The sequence below is a fragment of the Streptosporangium canum genome (assembly GCF_900113865.1).
GTDB lineage: Bacteria > Actinomycetota > Actinomycetes > Streptosporangiales > Streptosporangiaceae > Streptosporangium > Streptosporangium canum.
In genome coordinates, this window is sequence record NZ_FOQY01000007.1 from 222,680 (window position 1) to 247,348 (window position 24,669).

Here is a 24,669-nt window from a genome sequence, read left to right on the forward strand (position 1 = left end):
GGGGAGTCACTCCGTGATCGACATGATCTGACCCCTCCGGTCACGGTTCATCTCCTCCAGAACGGGCGGCGCCCTCCGGAGCGGCTCAGCGCCTCCAGCCCCTCGACGGCCCGGCGCCACAGCGCGTCCACGTCGCCGCCCGACTGCAGGTCCCTGGCCAGGGCCTCCAGCTCCGCGTGACCGCCCAGGTAGACGGCCAGGGCCGCGAGCCGGCTGCCCAGGTCCTGGAGGTGGCGCAGCCGGTCGGCGGCGCCGAGGGACTCGGCCGCGCGCAGCCGCTTCAGCTCCTCGGCGAGCTCGGCCCGGGGCAGCTCCCTCGGCTGCGCGGCCGCCGCCGGAGCGGGACGGGGCGACATCATCGAGCCACGCGGGGCGAAGCTGTCGGCCGCCATGTCCCTCGGCGCGCCGCCCATCCCGGTGGCCGCGAACTTCGGCGCCGCACCGGGGGCCGCGAGCCCAGGGGGGCCCATGGGCGCGCCCGGCTGCGGCTGGGCCATCGCGGACAGCATCATGGGCGCCGCCGGGACCGGGTTCTCCCAGCCGCCGGGCAGCTCCACCGGCTGGATCACGTGGTGTCCCGGCCCGCCCTCGGCGACCACCTTGCTGTCGATCGCGACGAACGCGGTGAACCGGCAGAGCACGCCGTACTTGAGCGAGACTCCGACGATCTCCTCCTCCAGCGAGTGGTCACCGGCGGCGTAGCGGTCCTCCAGGGCGCGCAGCCGGGCCCGCGCCCAGATCGGGCGCAGGGCGCGGCCGTCCACGCGTGCCCCGGCGACCCGCCGTTCCCACGGCTGCCCGGTGGACTCCAGCCCGTGTACGGCCAGCGCCCCGCCGGTGGCTCCCCGGTACCGTCCCAGGACGGTGAGCGGCACGCCCGCGTAGATCGAGCCGAGACGGCTGACCGTGCCGGGGAGCAGGTCGAGCCCGTCGGCCTTGAGGGACAGGTCGGTGACCAGGGGGGCGCCGATCCTGCGGTGGATGTGCTCCATCGCCTCGTCCAGGCGGTCCTCCGACTCCACCAGCTCGCACCGGCCCGAGCCCAGGCCGGCCAGCCTGCCGAGGAACCCGGCGTTGACCGCCCGGTCGATGCCGACCGTGTGCACCCGCACCCCGGCCAGCCGGGCGCCGGTCCGCTCCAGGATCTGGTCCTCGTTGCCGACCTGCCCGTCGGTGACGAGCACCAGGACCCGGTCCCTGCCGGAGTCGGCCAGCAGCGCGACGGCCTGCTCCAGCGGGGCCAGCATCTCGGTGCCGCCACGCGCCTCCAGCCGGGCCAGGTGCTCCACCGCCCGGTAGCGGTTGCGGTCGGACGCCTCGGAGAGCCCCTCGCCGAGGCCCTCGGGCTGTTCCACCACGGTGTCGAAGGAGAGCACCGCGAACCGGTCGCCGCCGGTGAGCGTGTCGACGATCCGCGCGGCGGCACGCCGGGCGGCGACCATCTTCCAGCCGGTCATGCTGCCCGAACGGTCCAGCACCAGCACGACGTCCTTGGCGTTGGCGGTGGCCGGCGCCGGATCGGGGACGACGGTCAGCGCGAACGTGCCCTCGTCGCCGCCGTCCTCGTCGGGGACCAGCGCCAGCGAGGTGGAGGCGTCGAAGGACAGGCGCAGGATGAAGTCGCGGTCCAGCCGCTCACCCGGCTGGAGGCGGACCGTGCCCTCCTCCTCCCGGACCACGTGCAGGCTGGAACGGACCTCGCGCAGCTCCAGCCCGGCCGGGTCGACGGCGACCGCGAGCGAGAGCCGTACCGGGTTGGGGAAGCCGGGCAGCAGCACCGGAGGGGTGATCCGGGAGGCGTCCGGGACCGCTTCGGTGTCCGGAGCCCAGCCGTCGCCGGCCTGCTCGCCGTCGAGCGGGGTGCCGGGGATGTAGCGGGGGGCGACGACCAGCGGGAAGCGGAAGGTCGCCGCGCCGTCCTCGTAGGGGAGCGGCTGGTTGAGCGTGAGGTGCACGGTGACCCGCTCGCCCGGCACGATGTTGCCGACCCTGATGGTGAAGACGTCGGGCCGGTCCTCCTCGGCGATCGCGGCCCGCCTGCCCTCGGCGAGCGCCTGGTCGTAGTCGGCCCTGGCCTGGCCGCGCTCCTTGAGGATCCCTTCGATGACCCGCCCGTCGGCCTCCATCCTGAAGGCGGTCACGGCGGCCCGGTCGGGCAGCGGGAAGACGTAGGTCGCCTCAAGCGCCACGTCGTGCGGGTTGCGGAAGCCCTGGACCACCTCCACCCCGGCGATCAGGCCGGACACGGCGGCGGTGACGTCCACGCTCTCCAGCGGCAGGTTGCCGCGCTCGGTGACGAGGGCTCCCAGCCCCGCGTCCGGGACCGGCTCGCACTCCTCCGGTCGTAGCGTCGCGATCGAGGTGATCATGGCAGTTTCTTCCCTTCCGGAGGGGCGAGGTCGTGGTGGCGCAGGACCGAGAGGAGCGCCTCGGACGCGGCGGTGATCTCGGTGAGGTCGTCGGGTGAGGGGGCGCGGCCGCCGCCGTCGAGCAGCAGCGTCACGCCCGTCGCCAGCCGTACGCCGTGGACGATCGCGGCGGGCGGTGGGTGGGGCGGCTCGTGGGGCGGCGGCGTGGCCGGCCGGGGAGGCGGCTGGCCGGGAGGGGCGGGCCGGGAGGGGGCCGGTCGCGGGGCGGCGGGCTTCGGGGCGGCGGGGCCGGGCTCCGGCGTGACGGTGGGCGCGGCGGGCGCGGCGGGCGGTTCGGCCCAGAAGCGCGGGCGCGCGGTCCGGAGGGCGGCCTTCTCGGCCGGGGGCTCCGGGACGCGGGCGATGGACTCCAGGGCCTGGTCGGTGGCGCCGGCCAGCTCGGCCTGGATCTCGGCGATGGTCCGGCCGTCGGCCTGGCGGCGCTTGACGGCGATGAGCTGGAGCAGGTGGCGCCTGCCGTACATGGCGACGCGGCCGCGGCGGGCCGACGGGGGGTCGAGCAGGCCGATCGTGGCGTACCACCGGATGAGGCGCTCGTTGGGCATGTCCCTGACCCGCCCGTTGAGCTGGGCGGTGGGGGTCAGCGCCGCGGCGGCCCGCTCGGCCAGTTCACCGATGGTCCATTCCATGTCTCAATAGTGACACTGTAACTGTGACAGTGTCAACATAAGGAAGGCCGTAGCGGGGTAGGGACGTTTCAGTACAAATCGGAAACTGATGTCGAAACAGGGGGAGGACATCCCATGTCCGCGATCACCAGTCCGCTCAAGCCCGAAGACAAGAAGGTCGTCGCCGTCGCGCTCCAGGGGGCGCTCGTCGACCTGCTCGACCTGTCGCTCCTGGGCAAGCAGGCCCACTGGAACGTGATCGGCCACAACTTCCGCTCGCTGCACCTGCAGCTTGACAAGATCGTCTCAGCGGCCAGGAATCACGCGGACACCGTCGCCGAGCGCGCGGTGGCCATCGGGGCCAACCCCGACGGCCGGGCCTCCACGCTCGCGAGCACGACCGAGGTGCCGCAGCTGGAGACGGGTTACATCAACGATGGCAAGGTCGTCGCCGCCATGACGGACATCCTCGGATCCATCATCCGCCGGATGCGCGAGCGCATCACCGCCACCGACGAGCCCGACCCGGTGACCCAGGACATCCTCATCGAGATCACACAGGACCTGGAGAAGCACCACTGGATGATCGAGGCCCAGCGCTAGACCGTCCCGGTACCGCACGGACGCCCCGGACCACGTGGTCCGGGGCGTCTTCCTCGTACCTCACGCGGCCACGCGAATCCCGTTCACCTGATCCGCCGACCCGGGCGCGACCCGGCTCACGGCACTGACCCGTGCCCTGCGTCAGTGCCGTGAGGTGCGGAGGTGGATGCGTTCGCCTTGCTTCCCGAAGAGGCTGAGCACTTCGACGCCGCCGCGTCCGGCGGCGCCGAACCAGTGCGGAATCCGGCAGTCGAACTCGGCTGCCTCGCCGGCCCCCATGATGAAGTCGTGGTCACCCAGTTTCACGCGGAGTCGTCCGCGGAGCACGTAGAGCCATTCGTAGCCTGCGTGGGTCCGCAGGTGGGGCTGTTCGTCGTGCGCCGGAATGGTCATCTTGTACGCGCGTGGTTCTCCCTGATGTCGCGACAGTGGGATCAGCACGCGGCCGTCTTTCCTGGTGGGCTGCTGCGGCACGCGCGGATCGAGTATCCGGGGCACGGCGACGATCTCGTCGAGGGGGATGCCCAGCGCCGCGGTGATCGGCAGGAGCAGCTCGAGGCTCGGCTTGCGCTGCGCTGATTCCAGCCGGGACAGCGTGCTGGTCGAGATGCCGGTGGCTCGCGCGAGGTCGGCCAGGCTGATGCCCTTCTTCTCGCGGGCGCGTCGCAGCCGGGGAGCGATCTGCTCAATCACGGCACTGACGCTCGGTTGCTCGTCCATGGAACGCAGTCAATCAATGTGTCCCGGAATCGGCAACGAAGTTTGCTGATCCCGGTCCAGCCTCCCGATCCTCTCGGTGGAGGTGATCCGAATGGACACAACAACGGATCCAACGAGCGGATCGGTCGCAGAGGCGCCGTGGGACACGATCGTCATCGGTGGCGGGGCCGCCGTCTCGTCTGACGGGCTCGACGCCGGGGGGACGCTCTGATGGCCGGCGTCACCGCGGAGACGTCCCGGAACGCTCCCCCCGACAGGTTGCCTGTCGGCGTGTACCTGCTCGGGTTCAGCCTGTTCGCGATGGGAAGCGCGGAGTTCCTGCTGGCCGGCGTACTGCCGGCGGTGGCCGCCGATCTGGATGTCACGCTCTCCTCGGCCGGGTTCCTGATCACCGCGTTCGCGCTGGGTGTCGTGATCGGCGGGCCGCCGTTCGCCGTGCTCAGTCTGCGTTGGCCTCGCCGTACCGCGCTGGTGGCGACCCAGGGCCTCTTCGCGGCCGGCATCGTCGTCGGACTGCTGGGCGACTACCAGGTCCTGCTGCTGACGAGGGTGGTTTCGGGTATCGCCTACGCGGGCTTCTTCGCTGTCGCGTCGGTGACCGCGATCAGCCTGGTGACGCCGGACCGCAACGCCCGCGCCTCCGGAGTCGTGGTCAGCGGGCTCGGCGTGGCGATGGTCGTCGGCGGTCCCGCGGGGACGCTGCTCAGCCACTTCATCCAATGGCGCGGCGGCTTCTGGGTCGTGGTGGCCCTGACGGTCGCCGGGATCGCCGGCTGCCTCCTCCGTCTCCCCGCCGCCGACTCGGACATCAACCGGACCACCGGGCCGAGTGTCTCGCGGGAGCTCGCCACGATGCGGAAACCGATGCTCTGGGGCATCTACGCGATCACGATCCTGACCACTGCGGCGTACATGATCACGTTCAACTACCTGGCAGCCATGCTCGCCGACATCACCGCCGTCCCCGAGGTCTGGATCCCGGCGATCCTCGCGCTCTTCGGGGTCGGCGCCTTCGTCGGTCTGTCCATCGGCGGCCGCGTCTCCGATCAGCGCCCTCACCTCGCACTCCTCGCCGGTGCCTCGGCGATCGTGATCCTGTCGGTCGTGATGGCCGTCGCGATCCAGCAGGTCTGGGCGGTGGTGCCCACGGTTCTCCTGATGGGCATCGCCGCGTTCGTGCTGAACCCCGCCGTCTACGGACGCGTCTTCGCCATCGCGGCCGACGCGCCGACCCTCGCCGGCGCCACCACCGTGTCGGCGTTCCAGCTGGGCATCAGCGTCACCCCCGTGCTGGCAGCCGCCTCCCTCACACGGGGGGCCGCTCTCACATCGGTCTGCCTGATCGGGGCCGCCCTCGCCGCGGCCGCCGTACCCCTCATCCTCCTGGACCGGGCACGGCAGGCCCGCGCGACGCGGCGCGGCGGCTGACACGACCTCAGCCGCCATCCGTCCGGCGCACGACGAGATCGCCACGGCCCGGGTGGATCCCGAAAGGCGCCGGCGGTGACCCGGGCGCACCGGAGCTCCTGTGCCGCCGGCCGGATGACCCGGTCCGGAGGCGGCTGCCGCCGGTCAGAGGAGGTGGCGGGCGAGGTCGGCCATGGGGTGGGGGCAGGAGAGCAGGTCGCGCAGGGTGTCCAGGTGGGCGGTGCCCGGGGTGTCCGGGCCGGCCAGGCCCGCCTCGCGGACGGCCTGCTCCCAGCCGTGGTCGTCGTCCGCGGCGCGTTCGAGCCGTTGCAGCGCGGTCACCCCGTCGACCTCCCTGACCAGCGGCGACAGCAGGTGCGGCCAGTGGATGGTCAGGGCGGCGAGCTTGGCCACCTCGCCGTCGGAGGCGGGCGCCGCGCCGGCGAGGGTGCGCCGGTAGACGAGGAAGGAGTAGAAGCGGAAGACGTTCACATAGCGCTTGATCTCGCGCGGGTTGAAGAAGGTCATGACCGGGAGCACGAACTCGATCGCCCGGTAGGCGTTCTCGTCGCTGTAGAGGTCGTCGAAGACGCGGTCGGCCGCCTCACGCGTCGCCGAGGCCAGCCCGCCGATCGCGTCCAGGGCCTCGATGCCCAGGATCTCCTGGGCCCGCCGCGCCGCCTCGTCCAGGTCCGCGGCCGTCGGCCGCAGCGCCCAGATCGCGTCCTCCAGGCGGCTCACCAGCGCCGGATCCGGCGGCTCCACCGGCCGCGACCTGGGTACGGCGAGCGGCACGTCGACCGGCGCGCGCGCCCCCGGCACGGCCCCGGTCCCGCGTGGCTCCGGCACCCTCCCGCGTGGCTCCGGCACGGTCCCCCCTGGTCCCGGCGCGCCCCCGCACGGCGGCGGCCCGCTCTCACGCGCCTGCGCGCCGGCCCCGCCCGGCCGGGTCCCCGTCCCGCGCGGCGGCCGGCCGTGCCGCCGCGGTGCGGCCCCGCCCGGCGCGCGGCACTCCACGGGCTCGCGGGGCCCGGCGAGCTCGGGCATGCCCAGCAGCGCCCGCACGAAGCCGGGCAGCCGGTCGGCGTCGTCCAGCAGCGGCACGCTCAGCGGCAACTGCACGATCTTCTCCAGGAACCGCCAGCCCAGCCCGGAGCGCCCGTCGTCCGGCATCGTCTCCACCAGCTCCGGATAGGCGGCCTCCACGTGCGCGACCACCACCTCCGGCTCCATGGCCAGCACGAACACGCAGTTGGGGAACTCCCCGGCGAGGAACAGGTTGATCGCCTCGATGACCTGCGCCACCGTCCCCGGCGAGCACCGGTCCAGGTCGTCGACGAACACCACCAGCGGCCGCTCCTCGGTGGCGATCAGATCGAGCACCTGCCGCATGTCGGTCTGCACCAGATGCAGGAAGCCCGTCCTGGAACCGTAGCCGGGAGTGGTCGCCGCCTCGGCGGCGAGCCCCTCCACCACGCCGGGGGACAGCAGGTCGGGCTGGCGGACCAGCCCCTGGAACGCCGTGTCCGCCGACTCCCGGAAGAATCTCGCGAGCCGTACGGCGCCCGCCGCGACCACGGCCACCGAACCGGCCGAGCCGATGCCGGCGGCCGCGTTCCGCAGGAGGGCGCCGAAGGCGGGCAGCAGCGCGGAGGCCGTGAGAAAGGCGCCGGTGAGCACCAGGGTGGCGACCAGGCCCAGCGCCAGCGGGACCAGCCGGGTCATCGCCAGGTGGTAGGCGCGCCGGCGGACGGCCTCCCGGTCGATCCTGGCCAGGTTGAGCTCCAGCCAGAACCGTTCCCGCTCCGCGAGGGGCAGCCGCCGGGTGACCTGGCCGATGATCTCGTGGGCGAGCCCCGCCCACACCTGCTCGCCGTTCTGGTACATCCACGGGTTGAACCAGACGGTCGGCCGCCAGTCCGCCCGCCGTACCGGAAGGGCGCCCGGCTCGGCCTGGCCGGTGCCCTCCCGGGGCCGCTGCCGGGATCTGGCCAGCACCTCCGCGTTGGTCAGGGCTCTGTCCCGGCGGGAGCCGGGCAGATGGATCTCGGCGGGACGGTCCCCGGCGGCCCCGGGGTCCAGCAGGTCCTGGATCATCCGCATCAGGGAGGTCTTGCCGGTGCCCCACGGCCCCTTGACGCCGATCGTGAGCGGTGGCCGCGTCTCGGGGTGGCGGACGAACGCGGCGATGGCCTCGGCGTAGACCCGGTGCCCGAGCTGATCCTCGGTGGTCCACCGGTCGGCGGTGAGCCTGGCCCGCGGCTGCACGGCGCGCCGCCCGGCCCGCAGGCGGCGCAGCACCGCGGAGGTCTGGGCGCGTTCGGCCGCCGACAGCCGCGAGTAGCCGAAGGCCCGCACGTCCGGATGGACGAACATGGTCGTCTCGCCGAGCAGCCCCCAGTGCCGGAGCTCGGCGGCGTCGCCGAGGACCTCGTCGATCGACTCGCCCTCGTCGAGCAGGGAGGCCCTGCGCAGCAGCTCCCTGGCCGGCTCGCTCAGGTGGAGCTCGTAGATCCGCCGGACGATCTCGGTGCCCGAGGCCGGGGGCGAGAGGTCGCCGAGCCGGGCCAGAACCCGCGCGAAGGCGGCGTGGGGCGGGGCGGACAGGTCCCGGGCCTGGGTCAGGGCGACGTCGGTGACGGCGCCGTAGGCGATCAGGAGGGGGGTGCGCGCGGCGGCGGCGGTCGCGTAGTGGCGCAGCGCGTAGGCGTGCAGGTCGCCGACGGTGATCATCCCGTCGCCGTCCAGGTCGGCCGCCCGGGTGGCCAGCCCTTCGGCGAGGACACCGGTCAGGCTGTGCGCCCGGCCGGAGAGCGTCTCGCCGAGTTTCAGGGTCAGGGTGAGGGCGGCCGCGGCCACTCGGGGCTCTCCCGCCATGGCGAGCTGCCGGACCGGTGCGGCGGAGTTGTCCAGGGCGCTCCAGCCGAAATCCATGATCAGCAGTACGGCGGCCGCCAGCGTCTCGCCGGCCTGCCGTCCGAACGCGCCGATCATCGATCCGAGCTGCCCGGAGGTCCAGCCGTCGTCGCCGGGGAGGCGGACCACCAGCAGGTCGCGCTCCTGGGCCGACCGCAGGAACTCCCACACCCGCTCACCGTCGGCCTGCGCCCCCCGGCTGCGTCGGGAGTCGACGGTGAAGCCCTCGGCGCGCAGCGCGCTCGCCAGGCGCACGTCCGGCGGGGCGGCGGTGCGGGCCGGGACCGGCGGAGGACCGGGCGGGGCGTCCGGAGGCGGGTCGAGGAAGACCAGGGCCCTGCGAGTGCCCGCCCGGGAGGCGGTTTCGAAGATCGGTTCAGCGGACGCCAGTCCTTCGCTCAACGGTGCTCCCGTCCCGACGACGATGTACGCCCCACTCTGGACGCCCGGCCGCGGCCGCATGCGGATCTTGGCGATAGGGCGACCTGTTTTGGGAAACGCTTGTCCGCGGGTTTCCGGAAAGTTAGCGCCGGAGCGGTCACCCCTCACCTGGGCCCCCCACCGTGGAGGCGACGAGGAGGCGCCACGCTTCGCCGTACGTCGGTGCGCGCCGGAGGCATGGCCTTGAGCGGTCGTTCCGGGCGCCGGTGAATCGTGTCGCGGCTCGCGGGGCGGCCGCGAATCGTGTTGCGGAGCAAAGGGGCGTCGAGTAGATTTCCGGGCACGCCGTCGAGCCGGAAGGAGGTCAGAACAATGTCCGATGTTCTGCGCCCCCTCCGCGTCCCGGCGTCCACGCGGATCTGACCCCGGGGCGCTTGCTTTCCGGAGGATCAATCCATGACCGATCCGGTCATCCGTCCGCTCGTCGCGGGCGAGGAAAATCTGTTCGACTCCATGCCCGATCCGCTGCCCCAGCTGCGCCAGGTCGGTTACGCCGAGGGGCTCGCCGGCGGCGGCTACCGGCCCGAGAACACCTGGGTCGCCCTCCGGGCCGGCCGGGTGGTCGGCCGGGCGGCCTGGGTCCTCCCGCCGGGTGCCGTCGGCGACCCCTGGCTGGAAAGGTTCGACCTGGACGCCGAGCCGGAGGTGGGTGCCGCGCTGCTGCGCGCCGCTCATGAGGCACTCGGCGGTCCCCGGTTGTACTACGCCTCCATGCCGGCGCACTGGCGGCGCAGGCCGGAGGTGCTGGCCGTGATCAAGGCGCCGATGGCGGCGGCCCGGCTCGCCGGGCTGGTCGAGCGGGGGGAGCGGCTGAGATGCTCCTGGACGGGCACACCGCTGCCGGTGGCCTCCGGGCGGTACACCTTCCGCCCGGCCGCCGACGCGGCGGAGATCGACGCCCTGGTCGCCCGGATCGCCGAGCCGGACGTGCTGACCGGTCTGGAGATGGCGCGGGCGGTCGGCGGAGTGGACCTGGCCACCGATCCGCTGGCCTGGCTGACCGGCCCGGCCGGGGACTGGCGCATCGCGCTGGACGCCGGGGAGCCGGTCGGCCTGGCCGGACCGGCCGGACAGGCCTGCTACCCGCTCATCGGCTACCTCGGCCTGATCGACAAGGCCGTCCGGGCCGACCTGCTGGCCGAAGCCGTCCGGGTGCTGGCCGCCGGCGGCGCCCGGGAGGTGGTGGCAGACGTGGACGCCCACCGGGTGGCGGTGCGGGCGGAGCTGGAACGGACCGGGTTCCGGCAGCTGCGGTCCCGGGTCGTCTTCGGACCGGCCGCAGGCCCGCCGTCCGGTTCGGCGGTCGCCGCGATGCGGAACCCCGCGTGAGACGGCCAAGCGCTTAGGGCCGTCCTGCTCGAAGGCCACGGCGGGCGGACGCCGTCCGGGGTGTCCGCCCGCGTCGCTCGGCGCGTCCCCGCCGCGGCCGTCCGGCACGACGGGGACACCGGCCGGCCCGTCCCGCGATCGCTCATCGCCTGCGGCCGTCAGGACCGGATCGTCTATCGGAGGTCCCTGGACCAGACCTCCTCGACGAACCCGCCGGCCGTCCGCTCCTCGACCGGCTCGAAGCCCGCCGCCCGGTAGATCCGCCGGGCGCCGGTCAGCACGTCCCTGGTCCACAGCACGATCCGCCGGTAGCCCGCCGCCCTGGCGAAGTGCAGGCACTCCTCGACGAGCCGGCCGCCGATCCCCATCCCCCTGGCGGCCGGCTCGACCAGGAGCATCCGGAGCTGGGCCGTCTCGTCGTCCTTGTGCACGCAGAAGACGCACCCGGCCCGCTCGCCGTCCACCTCGGCGATCCATCCGGCGTCGCGCCGGGGGTCGTGGCCGTCCACGTAGTCGGCCACGATCCTGGCCACCAGCGCCTCGAACTCCTCGCCCCAGCCGTACTCCTGGCTGTAGAGCACGCCGTGCCGGTGCACCACCCAGCCGAGATCCCCCGGGCGCGGCGGGCGGATGACGTACGGCTCGGCCTTCGGAGCCCGGGTGAGGATCTCCTGGATCGCCGCCATGTTCGCGACCAGCCGCCGCCGGTCCTCCTCGGTCACCCCTTCCAGCAGGCCCCGCACCTGTGCCGCCGAGCGCTCGTCGAGGGTCGCGAACGTGGTCGCGCCCGCCTCGGTCAGCCCGATGACCTGCCGCCGGCCGTCGGCGGCGGACCGCTCGCGCACCACCAGCCCGTCGGTCTCGAACCGGCCGAGCATCCTGCTGAGGTAGCCGGCGTCGAGCCCGAGCAGCCGCCGCAGCTCGCCGGTCTCCACGCGCTCCCGCTGGGCGAGCTCGAACAGCACCCGCACCTCGGTGAGGGAGTAGGGGGTGTCCAGGACGCCCTGGTGGAGCACGCCGATGACCCCGGTGTAGAAGCGGTTGAAGGCGCGGACCGCCGAGACATGTCTCTCCATGCCTGACAGGATCAACTATTTCACTGACTGAGTCAACTAATGTCCCTCTTCAGTGCCCGGTGCCGGGTTAGAAGACCGGTCAAGCCGGTCAAGAAGGGATGATGAGTCTTCGGGCTGCACAAGTCGCCCAGCACAGGGACGGGAGCATGATGGCTGAGGTCGCGTATGTCGGTGGATACACCCCGGACACCGGAGGGTCGGGCGCGGGGATAACCCTGGTGGAGCTGGAAAGCCTCGTCCGGCTCGGCGTCACGGCGGCTCCGGGCCCGTCATTCCTCGCCGCCCACCCCCGGCTCCCGGTCCTGTACGCGGTGGGGGAGAGCGAGCAGGGCACGGTCAGCGTTCTCGCCCGCGCCGGCGACGGCACGCTGACCCCGCTGGCCCGGCGGCCGAGCGAGGGATCGTACCCCTGCCACCTGGCCGTCGACCCGTCGGGCACGCTGCTCGCGGTGGCCAACTACGGCGACGGCACGGTGAGCGTGCACGGGATCGACGAGTCCGGCCTCCTCACCGGCGTGTCGATCTTCCCCTACCGGGACGGCGCCCACGCCCACCAGGCCGTCTTCGGCCCCGACGGCGTGCTGTACGTGACCGACCTGGGGGCCGACGAGGTCCGCCGCCACCTGGTCGGCGCCCAGGTGACCTCGCACCCCGACGGCCCGGTACGGCTCGCGCCCGGCATGGGCCCCCGGCACATGGCCCGCTCCGGGGAGCACTGGTACGTGGCCGGTGAGCTGGACGGCACGGTCCGCGTCTACGACGACGGCTGGCGCGAGATCCGGGCCGTCCCCGCCAGCGCGGCCGAGGGCCCCAACCACCCCTCGCACCTGGAGGTGTCCGGCGGGTTCGTCTACGTCGGCAACCGGGGCCCCGACACGATCTCGGTGCTCTCCACGACCACCCTGGAACCGGTCGCCGAGGTCCCCTGCGGAGGCGTCTGGCCGCGGCACTTCGCCATCGCCGGTGACCGGATGTACGTGGCCAACCAGCGCTCCGACGGCATCGCCGTACTGCCGATGAAGGACGGGATCCCGCGGTTCGACGGGGAGGTGTTCGCGGTGGGCACCCCCTCGTGCGTGCTGCCGCGGATCTGAGGCCAAGAACCCGCCAAGTCCCAGGCGGGAGGCCTCCCGCGCGGGCAGGCTGCCCTCATGCTCCGAGTGTCCGCGTACCTGGCCGTCACGCTGGCGGCGACCCTGCTGGCCGCCGGGTGCGCCGTCGGCACCGGCGTGCCCGCACAGGCCCCCCCTTCCCCCACGCCCTCCGTGGCGGCGGGCGCCGGCGGCGCCGGGGCGGCCCGCGACGCCACAGCGGCCGAGAACGCCAGGGCGGGCGACCCGCACTGGCGGCTGCGCAGGCGCGGCGGCGAGCACGAGATCGAGGGCTTCGCCGACCGGGTGAGCGTGCTGCCGGGGGAGGGCTTCCGGCTGTACGTCTCGACCACGGCCGGCCACTACACCGCCAGGGCCTTCCGGATGGGCTGGTACGGCGGGGCGGGGGCCAGGAAGGTCTGGGAGTCGGCGGAGCTGCCCGGCGTGCGGCAGGCCCCGCCCAAAACCATCCCGGACACCGGCGCGGTGACCGCCGCCCACTGGAAGCCGGGTCCCGAGGTGGACACCGCCGGCTGGCCCGAGGGCTCCTACCTGATCCGGCTGGAGGCCGCCGGCGGAGGCCGGCGGTACGTCCCCCTCACCGTCAGATCCGCCTCGACCCGGGGACGCCTGGTCGTCGTCAACGCGGTCACCACCTGGCAGGCCTACAACCGGTGGGGCGGCCGCAGCCTCTACCGGGGCCCCGGCGGGTTCGAGGACCGCTCCCGCGCGGTCAGCTTCGACCGCCCCTACGACACCTCCGGCGCCCGGCTCTTCCTGGACATGGAGCGCGACGCCGTCGAGGTCGCCGAGCGCAGCGGCGTCCCGCTCGCCTACGTCACCAACCTGGAGCTCGACCGCGACCCGCACATCCTCGACGGCGCCCGCGGCCTGGTCTCCCTGGGCCACGACGAATACTGGTCGCCGCACATGCGCCGCACCGTCGAGGCCGCCCGCGACCACGGCACCAACCTCGCCTTCCTGGGCGCCAACGCCGTCTACTGGCGGATCCGCTTCGCCGCGACGCCCCTGGGCCCCGGCCGCCTGGTCGTCTGCCACAAGGACGCCGCCGAGGACCCCGGCACCGTTCTGTGGCGCGACAGCGGTGAGCCGGAGAGCTCGCTGACCGGGCCGATGTACGACTGCTTCCCCTCCGAGTCCGCCTATGTGGTCCACCGGCCCGGCAACTGGATCTTCGAGGGGACCGGGGTACGGCGCGGCACGGTCTTCCCCGGCATGGCCGGGGTGGAGACCGACAAGGTCGTCGCGGGCGCACCCCGGCCGATGGAGGTCCTGTCGGTCTCCCCGGTCGACTGCGGCGGCCGGTCCACCGTCGCGCACAGCGCCTACTACACCGTGCCGAGCGGCGCCGCCGTGTTCGGCTCCGGCACGATGCGCTGGGTGTGCGCGATGCGGGGCGCCCGCTGCGGCCACGGCGTCACGGACCGGGCGAAGGTCTTCGTCCGCAGGGCCACGACGAACATCCTGCGGGTCTTCGCCGCCGGCCCGGCCGGACGCGAGCATCCGGCCGACGACAACCTCAAGTCCCTGGGACTGGACGGGCCCGCGGGCCGCTGAGGCTCCCCGGGCCCCGACGGGGGGTCGGCGGACCGCCGAGGTCCCGGCGCCGGGGTCTCTCGGGGCTTTCACGTCGGGCGGTGTGGCAGGCCCGTCGCGCGCGGGCGGGTAGGGAGGTCCTCCCGCGCGAACACGTCAGGGGTATGGAGAAGACTGGATGAGAGCCGGAATTCACCATCCCGGCCGTCCGGCGTCGATGGGGAGAGCCGACATGTGAGGACTCCTTCAATTTGGTCTAGACCATTCGCCTCATCAGCAGGCAGAATGCGTTGCGTCGGCGACGGAAATCCCTCGCCGGCCGCGTCACCCCATTTAGTCTGGCCGTCTTGCCTCGGAACCACCACCGGAGGATGCCATGCGTATTGGAGTGCTAACCGGGGGCGGCGACTGCCCCGGCCTGAACGCCGTTATCCGCGCCGTCGTGCGCAAGGGAGTCAGCCTCTACGGGCATGAATTCGTCGGGTTCCGTGACGGCTGGCGTGGCCCGCTGGAAGGCGACACCATGCCGTTGGACATCCAGGCCGTGCGGGGCATTCTGCCGCGTGGCGGCACGATTCTCGGCTCGTCGCGGACCAATCCGATAAAGATCGACGGCGGTGTCGAGAAGATCAAGGACAATCTGGCGGAGACCGGGGTCGACGCGTTGATCGCGATCGGCGGCGAAGACACCCTCGGCGTCGCCAAGCAGCTCTTCGACAAGGGCGTGAAGGTCGTCGGCGTGCCGAAGACGATCGACAACGACCTCAGCGCCACCGACTACACCTTCGGCTTCGACACCGCCGTCAACATCGCCACCGAGGCGATCGACCGGCTCCACACCACCGCCGAGTCCCACCACCGCGCGCTGATCTGCGAGGTCATGGGCCGTCACGCGGGCTGGATCGCCCTGCACGCGGGCATGGCCGGCGGCGCCAACGTCATCCTCATCCCGGAGAAGCCCTTCGACATCGACCGGGTCTGTGCCTACGTCGAGTCCCGTTTCACGACCCGCTACGCGCCGATCGTCGTGGTCGCCGAGGGCGCCCACCCCATCGAGGGCCAGATGGCGCTGCAGGCGGGCGAGCTCGACTCCTTCGGGCACGTCCGGCTGGGCGGCATCGGCGAGCTGCTCGCCAAGGAGATCGAGAAGCGGACCGGCAAGGAGGCGCGCACCACCGTGCTCGGCCACATCCAGCGCGGCGGCACGCCCACGGCCTTCGACCGCGTGCTGGCCACCCGGTTCGGCCTGCACGCCATCGACGCCGTGCACGACGGTCACTTCGGTGTCATGGTCGCGCTGCAGGGCACCGACGTCGTCAGGGTCGCTCTGGCCGAGGCCACCAAGGAGCTGAAGACCGTGCCGGTCAGCCGCTACGAGGAGGCCGAGGTCTTCTTCGGCTGACACGCCGGTGGCGAGGGGCCGCTCCAGGGCGGCCCCTCCGTCCGTGCGGACGTCCGGCCGGGGCGCGCCCCCGTGCGGTCCGCGACCCCGGCCGTGCGGTCCGGTGACGCGGAGCCGTACGTCAGCCGTCCTTGGAGTCGAACAGCGACGGCCGCCTCGGTGTCTCGGCCGCGGGTGCGGCCGGAGTGGCCGGAGGGAAGTGCTGTCCTCCCGCGGGCATGGCGATCGCGCCGCTCCCCGCCGCCGGCCATGACCATCCCGCGGCCGGCCGATCACCGCTCTCACGGCGCACGGGACTGTGACGACGATCTCCGTCCGGTCCGTCGGCCGGTCGCGTGGCGGGTGGTCCGCCGCGTGGCTCACGCACTCGTTTACTTTGGGCCGCCCGCCCGCATCCCCGGCGGCTGGGCGGCTGTTTCGAAAAGGCGTAGCTGCCCGTGATTGAAATCTCACTCTCGGTTATTGTTCGGAACCGGAGAGTAAGCATTCCGAACCGAGCCTTTTGCCTCCCTGGGATGACCTCCCCAGTTGTCCTCAACTAGCGTCGAATTCAGGTTCCGCGCCATGTCGGCGTCTTCCGTGATACCGATTCGGCGTTTCATCGGCCCGGGTATCGCCCGGAGCGTCCAATGCGACACGGAGTGATCTCCTATGACGAAGCTCAGACATACTCTCGCCGCCGGTGCGATGGTGGCCTCGGCTCTTGTCGCCCCCGTGGCGATGTCAGCTCAGCCCGCCAGCGCCGGTACCACTGGTCCGACCGCCGCGACATCCTTCGGCACCTCCGCCCAGGACTGGTGCTCCAACCACCCCAAGAAGTGCGCCAGGGCTCGCAACAACAACAATAACAATAACAACAACAACGGAGGCAGGAACAACAACAATAACAACAACAACAATAACAACGGGGGCAGGAACAACAACAACAATAATAACAACAACAACGGAGGCGGGAACAACAATAACAACAACAATAACAACAACGGAGGCGGAAACAACAACAATAACAACAATAACAACAATGGGGGCGGGAACAACAACAACAATAACAACAACAACTAGGTCCACTGAGAAGGCCGGGGCGTTCACTCCGCCGACCTCCCGAGGATCGGCAGGAGGGACGGAGCCGGAGCCGGGCCGCCTGCGGTGCGGTCGCCGGAGTCGGCGGCGATCAGCACGCCGAATGCCCTCTCGTGGGCTCGGCGGACCGCCGGGCGGGAGCACGTCCGTCATGGACGCGCCGGACCCCGTGAGTGCCGCCCCCCGCGAGTGCCCGCCCCCTCAGCCCCCGCTGACGGACGATCATCCGTCGGCGGGGGTTCGGCATGTTCCGGGACGCCCGGCCCGGCCGCCGGACGGTCGTCCCGCCCCGGACGGTCGTCCCGCCCCGGACGGTCGTCCCGCCCCGGACGGTCGTCCCGCCTCGGGCCGCCGGGCGGCCCCGCGCGCTCCCGGCGCGTCGAGCGGTCCCCCGCTCCGCGTCCGTGTCGCCCGGTCTCCCCGCTCCATGCCGCTCGCCGCGTCGAGCGCGTCCGCCACCCCGTCAAGCAAGGCGTGGACGGTCGTGGGGCGGACTAAAGTAGCTAGGTCGAGGCGTTGTCTTGAGACGATTACGCGCCACACTGGGCGGTAGACCCTTATTCCCCCGAATCTTTACAGTTCCACCGGAGGTTGCAGCATGACCATGTCCGCCTTGGGTGAGCCCTGCGTTCTGCTCAAACTGGGCGAGGTCGTCCTCAAGGGAAACAACCGGGAGCTCTTCGAACAGCGGTTGCAGGCCAACATCAAGGCGGCCCTGAAGGACTTCGACTTCAAGGTGGACGTGCGCCAGCGCCACGGCGTCATCGCGCTCTTCCTGCCGGACGGCACCACCGTCGAGGTCGCCGACGCGGTCGCCGAGCGGGTCGCCTACGTCCCCGGCCTGGTCTGGATCCACCGGGCCTGGCGGGTGGAGAAGGATCCGGGCGCGGTCACCAAGGCGGCGATCGAACTGCTGGCCGACCGGGACGACGTCAGGCGCGGCGTCTCCTTCGCCGTCCGTTCCCGCCGTCGCGACAAGCGCTTCCCGCTGACCTCGATGGAGATCGACCGCTCGGTCGGCGGCGAGCTCAACGACATCTACGGCCTGCCGGTCGACCTGAAGAACCCCGAGCTGGTCGTCTCCATCGAGGTGGACCGGGACGAGGTCTTCGTCTTCACCGGCGGCATGCCCGGTCAGGGCGGCCTGCCGGTGGGCACCAGCGGCCGGGGTCTGGTCCTGATGTCCGGCGGCATCGACTCCCCGGTGGCTGCCTACCGGATGATGCGGCGCGGCCTGCGGGTGGACTTCCTGCACTTCTCCGGCATCCCGTTCACGACGTCGGAGTCGATCTACAAGGCGTACGCCCTGGTGCGCGCCCTGGACAGGTTCCAGGGCAGGTCCCGGCTCTGGGTCGTCCCGTTCGGCAAGGCCCAGCAGTCCATCAAGGCCTCCGGCCAGGACCGTCTGGCGGTCATCTCCCAGCGCCGTCTGATGCTCAAGACCGCCGAGGAGGTCGCCCGCCGTCTCCGCGCCGGTGCGCTGGTCACCGGTGACTCCCTGGGCCAGGTCTCCTCCCAGACCCTGCAGAACATCACCGCCCAGGACGACGCGGTCGACCTGCCGATCCTGCGGCCGCTCATCGGCCTCGACAAGACCGAGATCATGGCGGAGGCCCGCCGCATCGGCACCCTGGAGATCTCCGAGCTCCCCGACGAGGACTGCTGCACCCTGCTGGCCCCCCGTCGCGCCGAGACCGCCGCCAAGATCGCGGACCTGAGGCAGATCGAGAAGCGTCTCGACGCCGAGGAGCTGGCCGTCCAGCTCGCCGGCTCCCTCCAGGAGTACAAGCTGGAAGGCTGAGTCCGTCCCGGCGGGAGGAGCCGCGCCTGCCCGGGGCCGTTCATCCGCGGGGTACGGCCGGCGGCTTGTGGCGCAGGCCGTACCGGGAGACGCGGGCGCTTGTGGCGTGGGTGAACGCGGGGCCGGACACGGGCGACGGTCAGGCGGATGCCAGGGCGTCGCCGGCCGGGTTCTTGCCCACCAGGGGCGGGAACTCGCGCATCACCCGGGCGAGCTCGCGCAGGTCGTCGTCGACCAGCGCCTGGGGGCCGTCGCAGAGGGCCTGCTCGGGGTTGGGGTGGACGTCGATGATCACGCCGTCGGCGCCGACCGCGATGGCGGCGCGGGTGAGCGGGAGCACCAGGTCCCGCCGGCCCCCGGAGTGGGACGGGTCGACGATGACCGGCAGGTGCGACAGTCTCTGGGCGACCGGGACCGCGGAGACGTCCAGGGTGTTGCGGGTGGCGGTCTCGAAGGTGCGGATCCCGCGCTCGCACAGCACGATGTCGAGGTTGCCGCGCTGGGCGATGTACTCGGCGGCCATCAGCCACTCCTCGATGGTGGCGTTCATGCCGCGCTTGAGCATGACCGGCTTGCCGACCCCGCCGACCGCCTGGAGCAGCGCGAAGTTCTGCGCGTTGCGGGTGCCGACCTGCAGCATGTCGGCGTAGGAGGCGACCAGCTCGACGTCGTGGGCGTCCACGACCTCCGTCACGACGGGCAGGCCGGTCTGCTCGCGCACGTCGGCGAGGATGCGCAGGCCGGCCTCGCCCAGGCCCTGGAAGGCGTAGGGGGAGGTGCGGGGCTTGTAGGCGCCGCCGCGCAGCAGGGTGGCCCCGGCCGCCTTGGCCATCTCCGCCGCCTCCAGGGTCTGCTGCGGGGTCTCCACCGCGCACGGGCCGGCGATCAGGGTGACCGTGCCGGGGCCGATCGGCACGCCGCCGACCCGGACCGTGGAGCGCTCGGGGTGGTTGTCCCGGCTCACCAGCTTGTACGGAGCGGTCACTCGCATCACGTCGGCCACCCCGCGCATACCGCGCAGGTCGAGCGTGCTGAACTGGGCGACGTCGCCCACCAGCCCGATGATCGTACGGCTCACGCCGCGGCTGACGAACGCGTCGCCGCCCGCCGTGCCGATGACCTCCACGATCGCCTGGACGTCACCCTGGGTGGCGTCGGGGCCCATGACGATGACCATGTCTCTCCTTCGATGAAAAGCTCCGAAAAGCAGAAGGCCCCGAGTCCGTAATCCGGACCCGGGGCCTTCGCGTTCGCCTGTGCTGTCAGCGCAGCATCTGGTGGCGAACGGTCCCATCCACGGGTCCGTCGCCATACCAAAACCAGAACGAAGTACGCATCGCCGGTAATGGTAGCGCACCGCCGGGACTCGTCGGCGACCTGGTCGGGCGAGGGCGGCCGCCGGAGCCCGCGCGGTGACACGCGATCTCGCCGCCGGAACGGCGCGAGGGCGTTATCCGGTGGCCGCTGCGGCGGCGGCGGACACACGATGGCAGGATTACCCCGTGCCGTAGGGGAACAGGACTACCCCGTGCCATCGGGAAACGGCGAGGGGAGTGGTGGTGGAGCAGTCCGAAACTCCGCAGGAGGAGACTCGCCTGCCTCCGGGCCAGTACGTCCCCCGGGGGCGTCCGGTGATCCACTATGGCCGGGTGCCCACGTTCCGCCCGGCGACGTGGGAGTTCCGGGTCATGGGCGCGACCGCCTCCGGCGAGCAGCACAGGTTCACCTGGCCGCAGTTCTCCGAGCTGCCGCGCACCACGGTCATGGCCGACTTCCACTGCGTCACCAAGTTCTCGATCATGGGGAACGAGTGGCGGGGGGTGTCCACGGCGACGCTGATGGAGCTGGCCCCGCCCGCCCCCGGCGTGAAGCACGTGATGATCTGGGCCGAGTACGGCTACAGCGCCAACATGCGGATGAGCGACTTCGTCCGCGGCCACACGTTGTTCGCCCTCGAACTCGACGACAAGCCCCTCTCCCCGGAGCGGGGGTTCCCGGTCCGGGCGATCGTCCCGCACCTGTACGCGTGGAAGAGCGTCAAGTGGGTGCGCGCCGTGGAGTACCTGCTGGAGGACAGGCGCGGTTTCTGGGAGGAGCGCGGCTACCACAACCTCGCCGACCCCTGGCGCGAGCAGCGCTACTCCTATCAGGAGGAACCGGGCGAAGGCCCGCTGTGATCCGCGTTCTCCCCTGATTGGCCGGGGTGGTTGACTACGGTTTCCCGCATGTGGTCGACCAGTGCCTGGGTGCTGCTCTGCGCGCTCAGCACTTTCCTGGGATTCGTCATCTCCCGCCGGCGACCGGCGCCACCCCGCCATCTGGCCGGCCTGCCGGACGAAGCCACCTTCGCCACCCTGCACATCGCCGCGCTGGCGGCTCCGTCGCTGCGGGCCGGCCTGACACGCGACTCCGCCCGCAAGGCGATCCGCCACCTGCGCACGCTGCTGGGCGTCAACGCCATCGCGGTGACGGACGCCGACGGCGTGCTCGCCTGGGACGGCGCGGCCGGCTGCCACCGCGACCACGCGCCCGAGCACGCCCGCACCGTGTTCTCGTCGGGACGCCCCTACGTGGTGGCGGGGGAGGCGATCGCCTGTCGCACGCCGGGCTGCGTGATCCGGGGCGCGGCCGTGGTGCCGCTCACCGTGGACGGCCGGGTGGTCGGCGCGCTGGCCGCCTACGACGCCGAGGTGAGCGCGGGGCTGGTCCGGACCGTCACCGAGGTCGCCCGCTGGGTCTCCGGCCAGCTTGAGCTGGCCGAGCTCGACTCCTCCCGCCGGCGCGCGATGGAGGCGGAGACCCGGGCGCTGCGCGCGCAGATCTCCCCGCACTTCGTCTACAACTCCCTGACCACCATCGCCTCCTTCGTCCGTACCGACCCCGAGCGGGCCCGCGAGCTGCTGATGGACTTCGCCGACTTCACCAGGCACGCGCTGCGCCGGGGAGGGGACTTCACCACCCTGGCCGACGAGCTGCGCTGCGTGGACCGCTACCTGCTGCTGGAGCGGGCCAGGTTCGGCGAACGGCTCCGCTTCACCGTCCGGGTGGCGCCGGAGGTGCTGCCGGTGCCGGTGCCGTTCCTGTGCCTGCAACCGCTGGTCGAGAACGCCATCAAGCACGGCATAGCCGCCACCGGCGGCTCCGGCGAGGTGCGGGTGGTGGTCAGGGACGCCGGACCCGAGGCCCACATCAGCGTCGAGGACGACGGGCTCGGCATGGACCCGGGACGGGCCAGGCGGCTGCTCGACGACGACCCGGGCCAGGGGCGGGACGAGAGCGGCATCGGCCTGGCCAACGTGGACGTGCGGCTGCGTCAGATCTACGGCGAGGACTACGGGCTCGTCGTGGAGACCGCGCTGGGCGCCGGTACCAAAATCCGGCTGCGCGTGCCCAAGCTTCCCACCAGGTAATAGCTAATAGTAGTCATAGTTTTACTTAAAGTTGACATTTCTATTGCGGTGAACGCGGTTCGGCGGCAGCGTGGGTCCATGCTGCGAGTCCTGGCCGTCGACGACGAGGTCCCCGCGTTGGAGGAGCTGGCCTACCTCCTCCGCCACGATCCCCGCATCGAGCACGTCTCCACCGCCCCCGGAGGAATCACCGCGCTTCAGGACATGGTTCAGATGATCGGCACGGGAGAACGGCTCGACGGGGTCTTCCTCGACATCCGGATGCCCGGTCTCGGCGGCCTCGACCTGGCGCGGCTCATCGGCGCCTTCCCCAACCCGCCCCGGCTGGTGTTCGTCACCGCCCACGAGGACTGCGCGATCCAGGCGTTCGACCTGGAGGCGGTGGACTACCTGCTCAAGCCGGTCCGGGCCGACCGGCTGGCGGAGGCCGTACGGCGCCTGGAGTGCATGACTCCGGCGACGGGCGAACCGATCCCGGAGGACGTCATCCCGGTCGAGCTCGGCGGGCGCACCCGGTTCGTGTCCCAGCAGACGGTCCGCTTCGCCGAGGCGCAGGGCGACTACGTACGGCTGCACACCGTCGACGGCAACTACCTGGTGCGCATGTCGCTGGCCGCGCTGGAGCGGCGCTGGGCCGACTCGGGGTTCATCCGCGTGCACCGCAGCACGCTGGTCTCGGTGCGTCACGTGAGCGAGCTGCGCTTCGACGGCGGCCGCGTGACGCTGCAGGTCGGCTCGGAGACGCTGCCGGTCAGCCGCCGCCACACCCGGCAGGTCCGCGAGCAGCTCGTCCGCGACCGCCAGCTCCAGGACCGGTCGCTGTCCTCCGGCGTGCCCGGGTGAGCGGTCGCCGGGTGACCGTGACCCGCAACCCGGTCCCGGCGGCCGGCACGGGGGCCGCCGGCCCCCTCCGGCCGCTCGGCGCCGGCCCCGACGCCGACGCCGAGCCGGACGGGTGGGCCGGACCCGGCGAGCTCCACCTGCGCTCGATCGTCGCCGGCCAGCTCTCGCTGGCCGGGCGCACGCTCGCGGCGGCGGCCGGGATCCTGGTGGGAGCGGCGGTCCTGCCGTCGCTGGGCGAGTACGCCGGCATCGGGGCCCCCGGGGTGTGGCTGGTCCTGTGCCTGGCGCCGCCGCCGCTCTGGGCGCTCCTCGCCGTCACCCATCTGCGCCGCGCCGAACGGATCGAACGCGAGTCCGTCCGGACGTCGCGGGACGGCGGATGACCACCGCCGTCGTCGCGTCACTGCTGGGCGTGGCGGTCGTGCTTCTCGGCTCGGCCGCGACGGGTGTGGTCAGGCCGCGCAGATACGCCACGACCCTCGACTTCTACGTCGCGGCGCGGGCGGTGGGTCCCTGGCGGAACGGCGCCGCGATCAGCTCCGAGTACACCTCGGCGGTCAGCTGCCTGAGCCTGGCCGGGCTGATCGCCCTGCACGGCGTCCCGATGCTCTGGTATTCGGTGGGAGCCACCGGCGGCTACGTGGTCGTCCTGATCCTGGTCGTGGCCCCGCTGCGCCGCTCGGGCACCTACACCCTGTCCGACTTCGCCCAGTGGCGGCTGGGCTCGCCGCTGGTCAGGCGGCTGGTCACCGGCATCGTGACGGTGATCGGCATGATCTATCTGGTGGCTCAGCTCCAGGCCGCCGGGGTCGTGCTCCACCTGGTGACCGGTCTGCCGCCGTGGGCCGGCGGCGTGGCGACGGCCGTGGCGGCCGTGGCGGTCGCGCTGACCGCGGGCATGGGCAGTGTCACCGGCCTCCAGGCGCTGCAGTTCTGGCTGAAACTCCTGATCTTCGCCGGCTGCGCGCTGGTCCTGTGGTCGGCCTGGCGCTGGGGCATGGCCGCGCCCCCCGCCGTCCCGGTGCCGCCGGCCGTGCCGCGCCCCGTCCAGGAGCACGTGCTGGCGGGAACCGGTGACCCGTCCCCGCTCGGGGTGCTCAGCGTGCTGGTGTCGTGCGCGCTGGGCGCGATGGGCCTGCCCCATGTGATCGTCCGGGTCTACGCGAGCCCCGACGGCAGGTCGGCCCGCAGATCCGTCGTGGCGGCGCTGGCCATGCTCGTCGCCTTCTACCTGCTGCCGCCCGTGTACGGGGTGCTGGGGCGGGTTTTCGCCCCCGGCGTGCCGGCCGACGCGATGGTGCTGGTGCTGCCCGCGCGCATGCTGCCGGGGCCGGTCGGCGACGCGCTCACCGGGCTGCTCGCCGCCGGGGCCTTCGCCGCGTTCCTGGCCACCTCCTGCGGGGTGCTCGTCGCCCTGGGGGCGACCCTGTCGCCGGGGACGCCGCGGATGGCCCGGATCGCTCGGATCACCCGGATCGGCCGGTTCAGGGGCTCGGTGGCGGGGGCCGCCCTGACGGCCCTGCTGCTGTCCTGGGCGGCCCCCCACGGGAGCGTGATCCTGCTGGTGATGCTCGGGTTCGGCCTGTCTGCCGCCACGCTCTGCCCGGTACTGGTGCTCGGCATCTGGTGGCGCGGGCTGTCGGCCCGTGGCGCCGCCGCCGGGCTGATGGTCGGCGGCGGGCTCATCGCCGTGCTCGTCGCGGTGGAGGGGCTGGCCCCCGCGGCTCTCGTGGCCGGGCTGGGGCTGCCGATCCGCTACCCGGCGCCGTTCGTCGCCCCGGTCGCCTTCCTGGTGATGGTGGCGGTCTCGCTGGCGACACCCGGGAGCGTGCCGGCGGGGGTCTCCCGCAAGCTCGCCAGGATGCACCTCCCCGAGGACCTCGGGGAGGCGGGAATCGACCGTTCGTCGCGCCGGCCGGGCCACTCGTCGCGCTGACACTCTCCGCACATCGACGA

Annotated in this window: 19 protein-coding genes; 12 read left to right on the plus strand and 7 right to left on the minus strand. The window is 72.4% G+C overall.

Features of this window, described 5'->3' with window-relative positions; all coding sequences use genetic code 11:
• Nucleotides 1–47 precede the first annotated feature (47 nt).
• Complete coding sequence (locus tag BM085_RS13405) at nucleotides 48–2,369, minus strand: VIT domain-containing protein (RefSeq protein ID WP_093887322.1); 2,322 nt, start codon at nucleotides 2,367–2,369, stop codon at nucleotides 48–50.
• Nucleotides 2,366–3,058: a MerR family transcriptional regulator gene (locus BM085_RS13410; protein WP_093887323.1), complete on the minus strand. Its 693-nt coding sequence runs from the start codon at nucleotides 3,056–3,058 to the stop codon at nucleotides 2,366–2,368. The genes BM085_RS13405 and BM085_RS13410 overlap by 4 nt, the downstream gene beginning before the upstream one ends.
• A 114-nt stretch (nucleotides 3,059–3,172) precedes the next feature.
• On the opposite strand from BM085_RS13410, the gene BM085_RS13415 reads away from it, so the two are divergent.
• A complete protein-coding gene (locus BM085_RS13415; RefSeq protein WP_031162809.1) occupies nucleotides 3,173–3,640 on the plus strand; it encodes a Dps family protein in 468 nt (155 codons plus the stop codon).
• 141 nt (nucleotides 3,641–3,781) lie between these two features.
• Here BM085_RS13415 and BM085_RS13420 read toward each other — a convergent pair whose 3' ends face one another.
• Nucleotides 3,782–4,360: a helix-turn-helix domain-containing protein gene (locus BM085_RS13420; RefSeq protein ID WP_093887324.1), complete on the minus strand. Its 579-nt coding sequence runs from the start codon at nucleotides 4,358–4,360 to the stop codon at nucleotides 3,782–3,784.
• 210 nt (nucleotides 4,361–4,570) lie between these two features.
• Between BM085_RS13420 and BM085_RS13425 the strand changes: the two genes are divergently transcribed.
• Nucleotides 4,571–5,788, plus strand: a complete 1,218-nt coding sequence (locus BM085_RS13425) for an MFS transporter (RefSeq protein WP_093887325.1) — start codon at nucleotides 4,571–4,573, stop codon at nucleotides 5,786–5,788.
• Between the two features lie 144 nt (nucleotides 5,789–5,932).
• Here BM085_RS13425 and BM085_RS13430 read toward each other — a convergent pair whose 3' ends face one another.
• The gene (locus BM085_RS13430) at nucleotides 5,933–9,085 is read right to left on the minus strand and encodes a KAP family P-loop NTPase fold protein (protein ID WP_143120909.1); all 3,153 of its coding nucleotides are present in this window, start codon (nucleotides 9,083–9,085) and stop codon (nucleotides 5,933–5,935) included.
• 435 nt (nucleotides 9,086–9,520) lie between these two features.
• On the opposite strand from BM085_RS13430, the gene BM085_RS13435 reads away from it, so the two are divergent.
• Entirely contained in the window at nucleotides 9,521–10,453 is a 933-nt protein-coding gene (locus BM085_RS13435; protein WP_093887327.1) for an acetyltransferase, read from the plus strand.
• A gap of 173 nt (nucleotides 10,454–10,626) precedes the next feature.
• Here the strand turns inward: BM085_RS13435 and BM085_RS13440 are convergent, their stop codons facing one another.
• Nucleotides 10,627–11,529, minus strand: a complete 903-nt coding sequence (locus BM085_RS13440; protein WP_093887328.1) for a bifunctional helix-turn-helix transcriptional regulator/GNAT family N-acetyltransferase — start codon at nucleotides 11,527–11,529, stop codon at nucleotides 10,627–10,629.
• A gap of 146 nt (nucleotides 11,530–11,675) precedes the next feature.
• On the opposite strand from BM085_RS13440, the gene BM085_RS13445 reads away from it, so the two are divergent.
• From BM085_RS13445 to BM085_RS13455, 3 genes are all read left to right on the plus strand, one after another.
• Nucleotides 11,676–12,623: a lactonase family protein gene (locus tag BM085_RS13445; protein WP_177245090.1), complete on the plus strand. Its 948-nt coding sequence runs from the start codon at nucleotides 11,676–11,678 to the stop codon at nucleotides 12,621–12,623.
• A 57-nt stretch (nucleotides 12,624–12,680) separates the two neighbouring features.
• The gene (locus BM085_RS13450) at nucleotides 12,681–14,198 is read left to right on the plus strand and encodes a N,N-dimethylformamidase beta subunit family domain-containing protein (protein WP_218158702.1); all 1,518 of its coding nucleotides are present in this window, start codon (nucleotides 12,681–12,683) and stop codon (nucleotides 14,196–14,198) included.
• A 355-nt stretch (nucleotides 14,199–14,553) separates the two neighbouring features.
• The gene (locus BM085_RS13455; RefSeq protein WP_093887330.1) at nucleotides 14,554–15,579 is read left to right on the plus strand and encodes a 6-phosphofructokinase; all 1,026 of its coding nucleotides are present in this window, start codon (nucleotides 14,554–14,556) and stop codon (nucleotides 15,577–15,579) included.
• Between the two features lie 723 nt (nucleotides 15,580–16,302).
• Here BM085_RS13455 and BM085_RS44370 read toward each other — a convergent pair.
• Complete coding sequence (locus BM085_RS44370; protein ID WP_177245091.1) at nucleotides 16,303–16,812, minus strand: hypothetical protein; 510 nt, start codon at nucleotides 16,810–16,812, stop codon at nucleotides 16,303–16,305.
• A 445-nt stretch (nucleotides 16,813–17,257) separates the two neighbouring features.
• On the opposite strand from BM085_RS44370, the gene thiI reads away from it, so the two are divergent.
• A complete protein-coding gene (gene thiI, locus BM085_RS13465) occupies nucleotides 17,258–18,460 on the plus strand; it encodes a tRNA uracil 4-sulfurtransferase ThiI (RefSeq protein WP_093887331.1) in 1,203 nt (400 codons plus the stop codon).
• Nucleotides 18,461–18,599: 139 nt separating this feature from the next.
• On the opposite strand, the gene aroF is transcribed toward thiI, so the two are convergent.
• Entirely contained in the window at nucleotides 18,600–19,637 is a 1,038-nt protein-coding gene (gene aroF, locus BM085_RS13470; protein WP_031162787.1) for a 3-deoxy-7-phosphoheptulonate synthase, read from the minus strand.
• A gap of 379 nt (nucleotides 19,638–20,016) precedes the next feature.
• Here aroF and BM085_RS13475 point away from each other — a divergent pair, with 379 nt between their 5' ends.
• The 5 genes from BM085_RS13475 to BM085_RS13495 all read left to right on the plus strand — a co-directional run bounded on the left by BM085_RS13475 (nucleotide 20,017) and on the right by BM085_RS13495 (nucleotide 24,649).
• A complete protein-coding gene (locus BM085_RS13475; RefSeq protein ID WP_093887410.1) occupies nucleotides 20,017–20,637 on the plus strand; it encodes a molybdopterin-dependent oxidoreductase in 621 nt (206 codons plus the stop codon).
• A 48-nt stretch (nucleotides 20,638–20,685) separates the two neighbouring features.
• Nucleotides 20,686–21,870, plus strand: a complete 1,185-nt coding sequence (locus tag BM085_RS13480; RefSeq protein WP_093887332.1) for a histidine kinase — start codon at nucleotides 20,686–20,688, stop codon at nucleotides 21,868–21,870.
• Nucleotides 21,871–21,948: 78 nt separating this feature from the next.
• The gene (locus BM085_RS13485; protein ID WP_086576695.1) at nucleotides 21,949–22,713 is read left to right on the plus strand and encodes a LytR/AlgR family response regulator transcription factor; all 765 of its coding nucleotides are present in this window, start codon (nucleotides 21,949–21,951) and stop codon (nucleotides 22,711–22,713) included.
• On the plus strand, nucleotides 22,710–23,096 hold the full coding sequence (locus BM085_RS13490; RefSeq protein ID WP_143120911.1) for a hypothetical protein: 387 nt from the start codon (nucleotides 22,710–22,712) through the stop codon (nucleotides 23,094–23,096). The genes BM085_RS13485 and BM085_RS13490 overlap by 4 nt, the downstream gene beginning before the upstream one ends.
• On the plus strand, nucleotides 23,093–24,649 hold the full coding sequence (locus BM085_RS13495; RefSeq protein ID WP_093887334.1) for a sodium:solute symporter family transporter: 1,557 nt from the start codon (nucleotides 23,093–23,095) through the stop codon (nucleotides 24,647–24,649). Before BM085_RS13490 ends, BM085_RS13495 begins: the two co-directional genes overlap by 4 nt.
• Nucleotides 24,650–24,669: the final 20 nt, after the last annotated feature.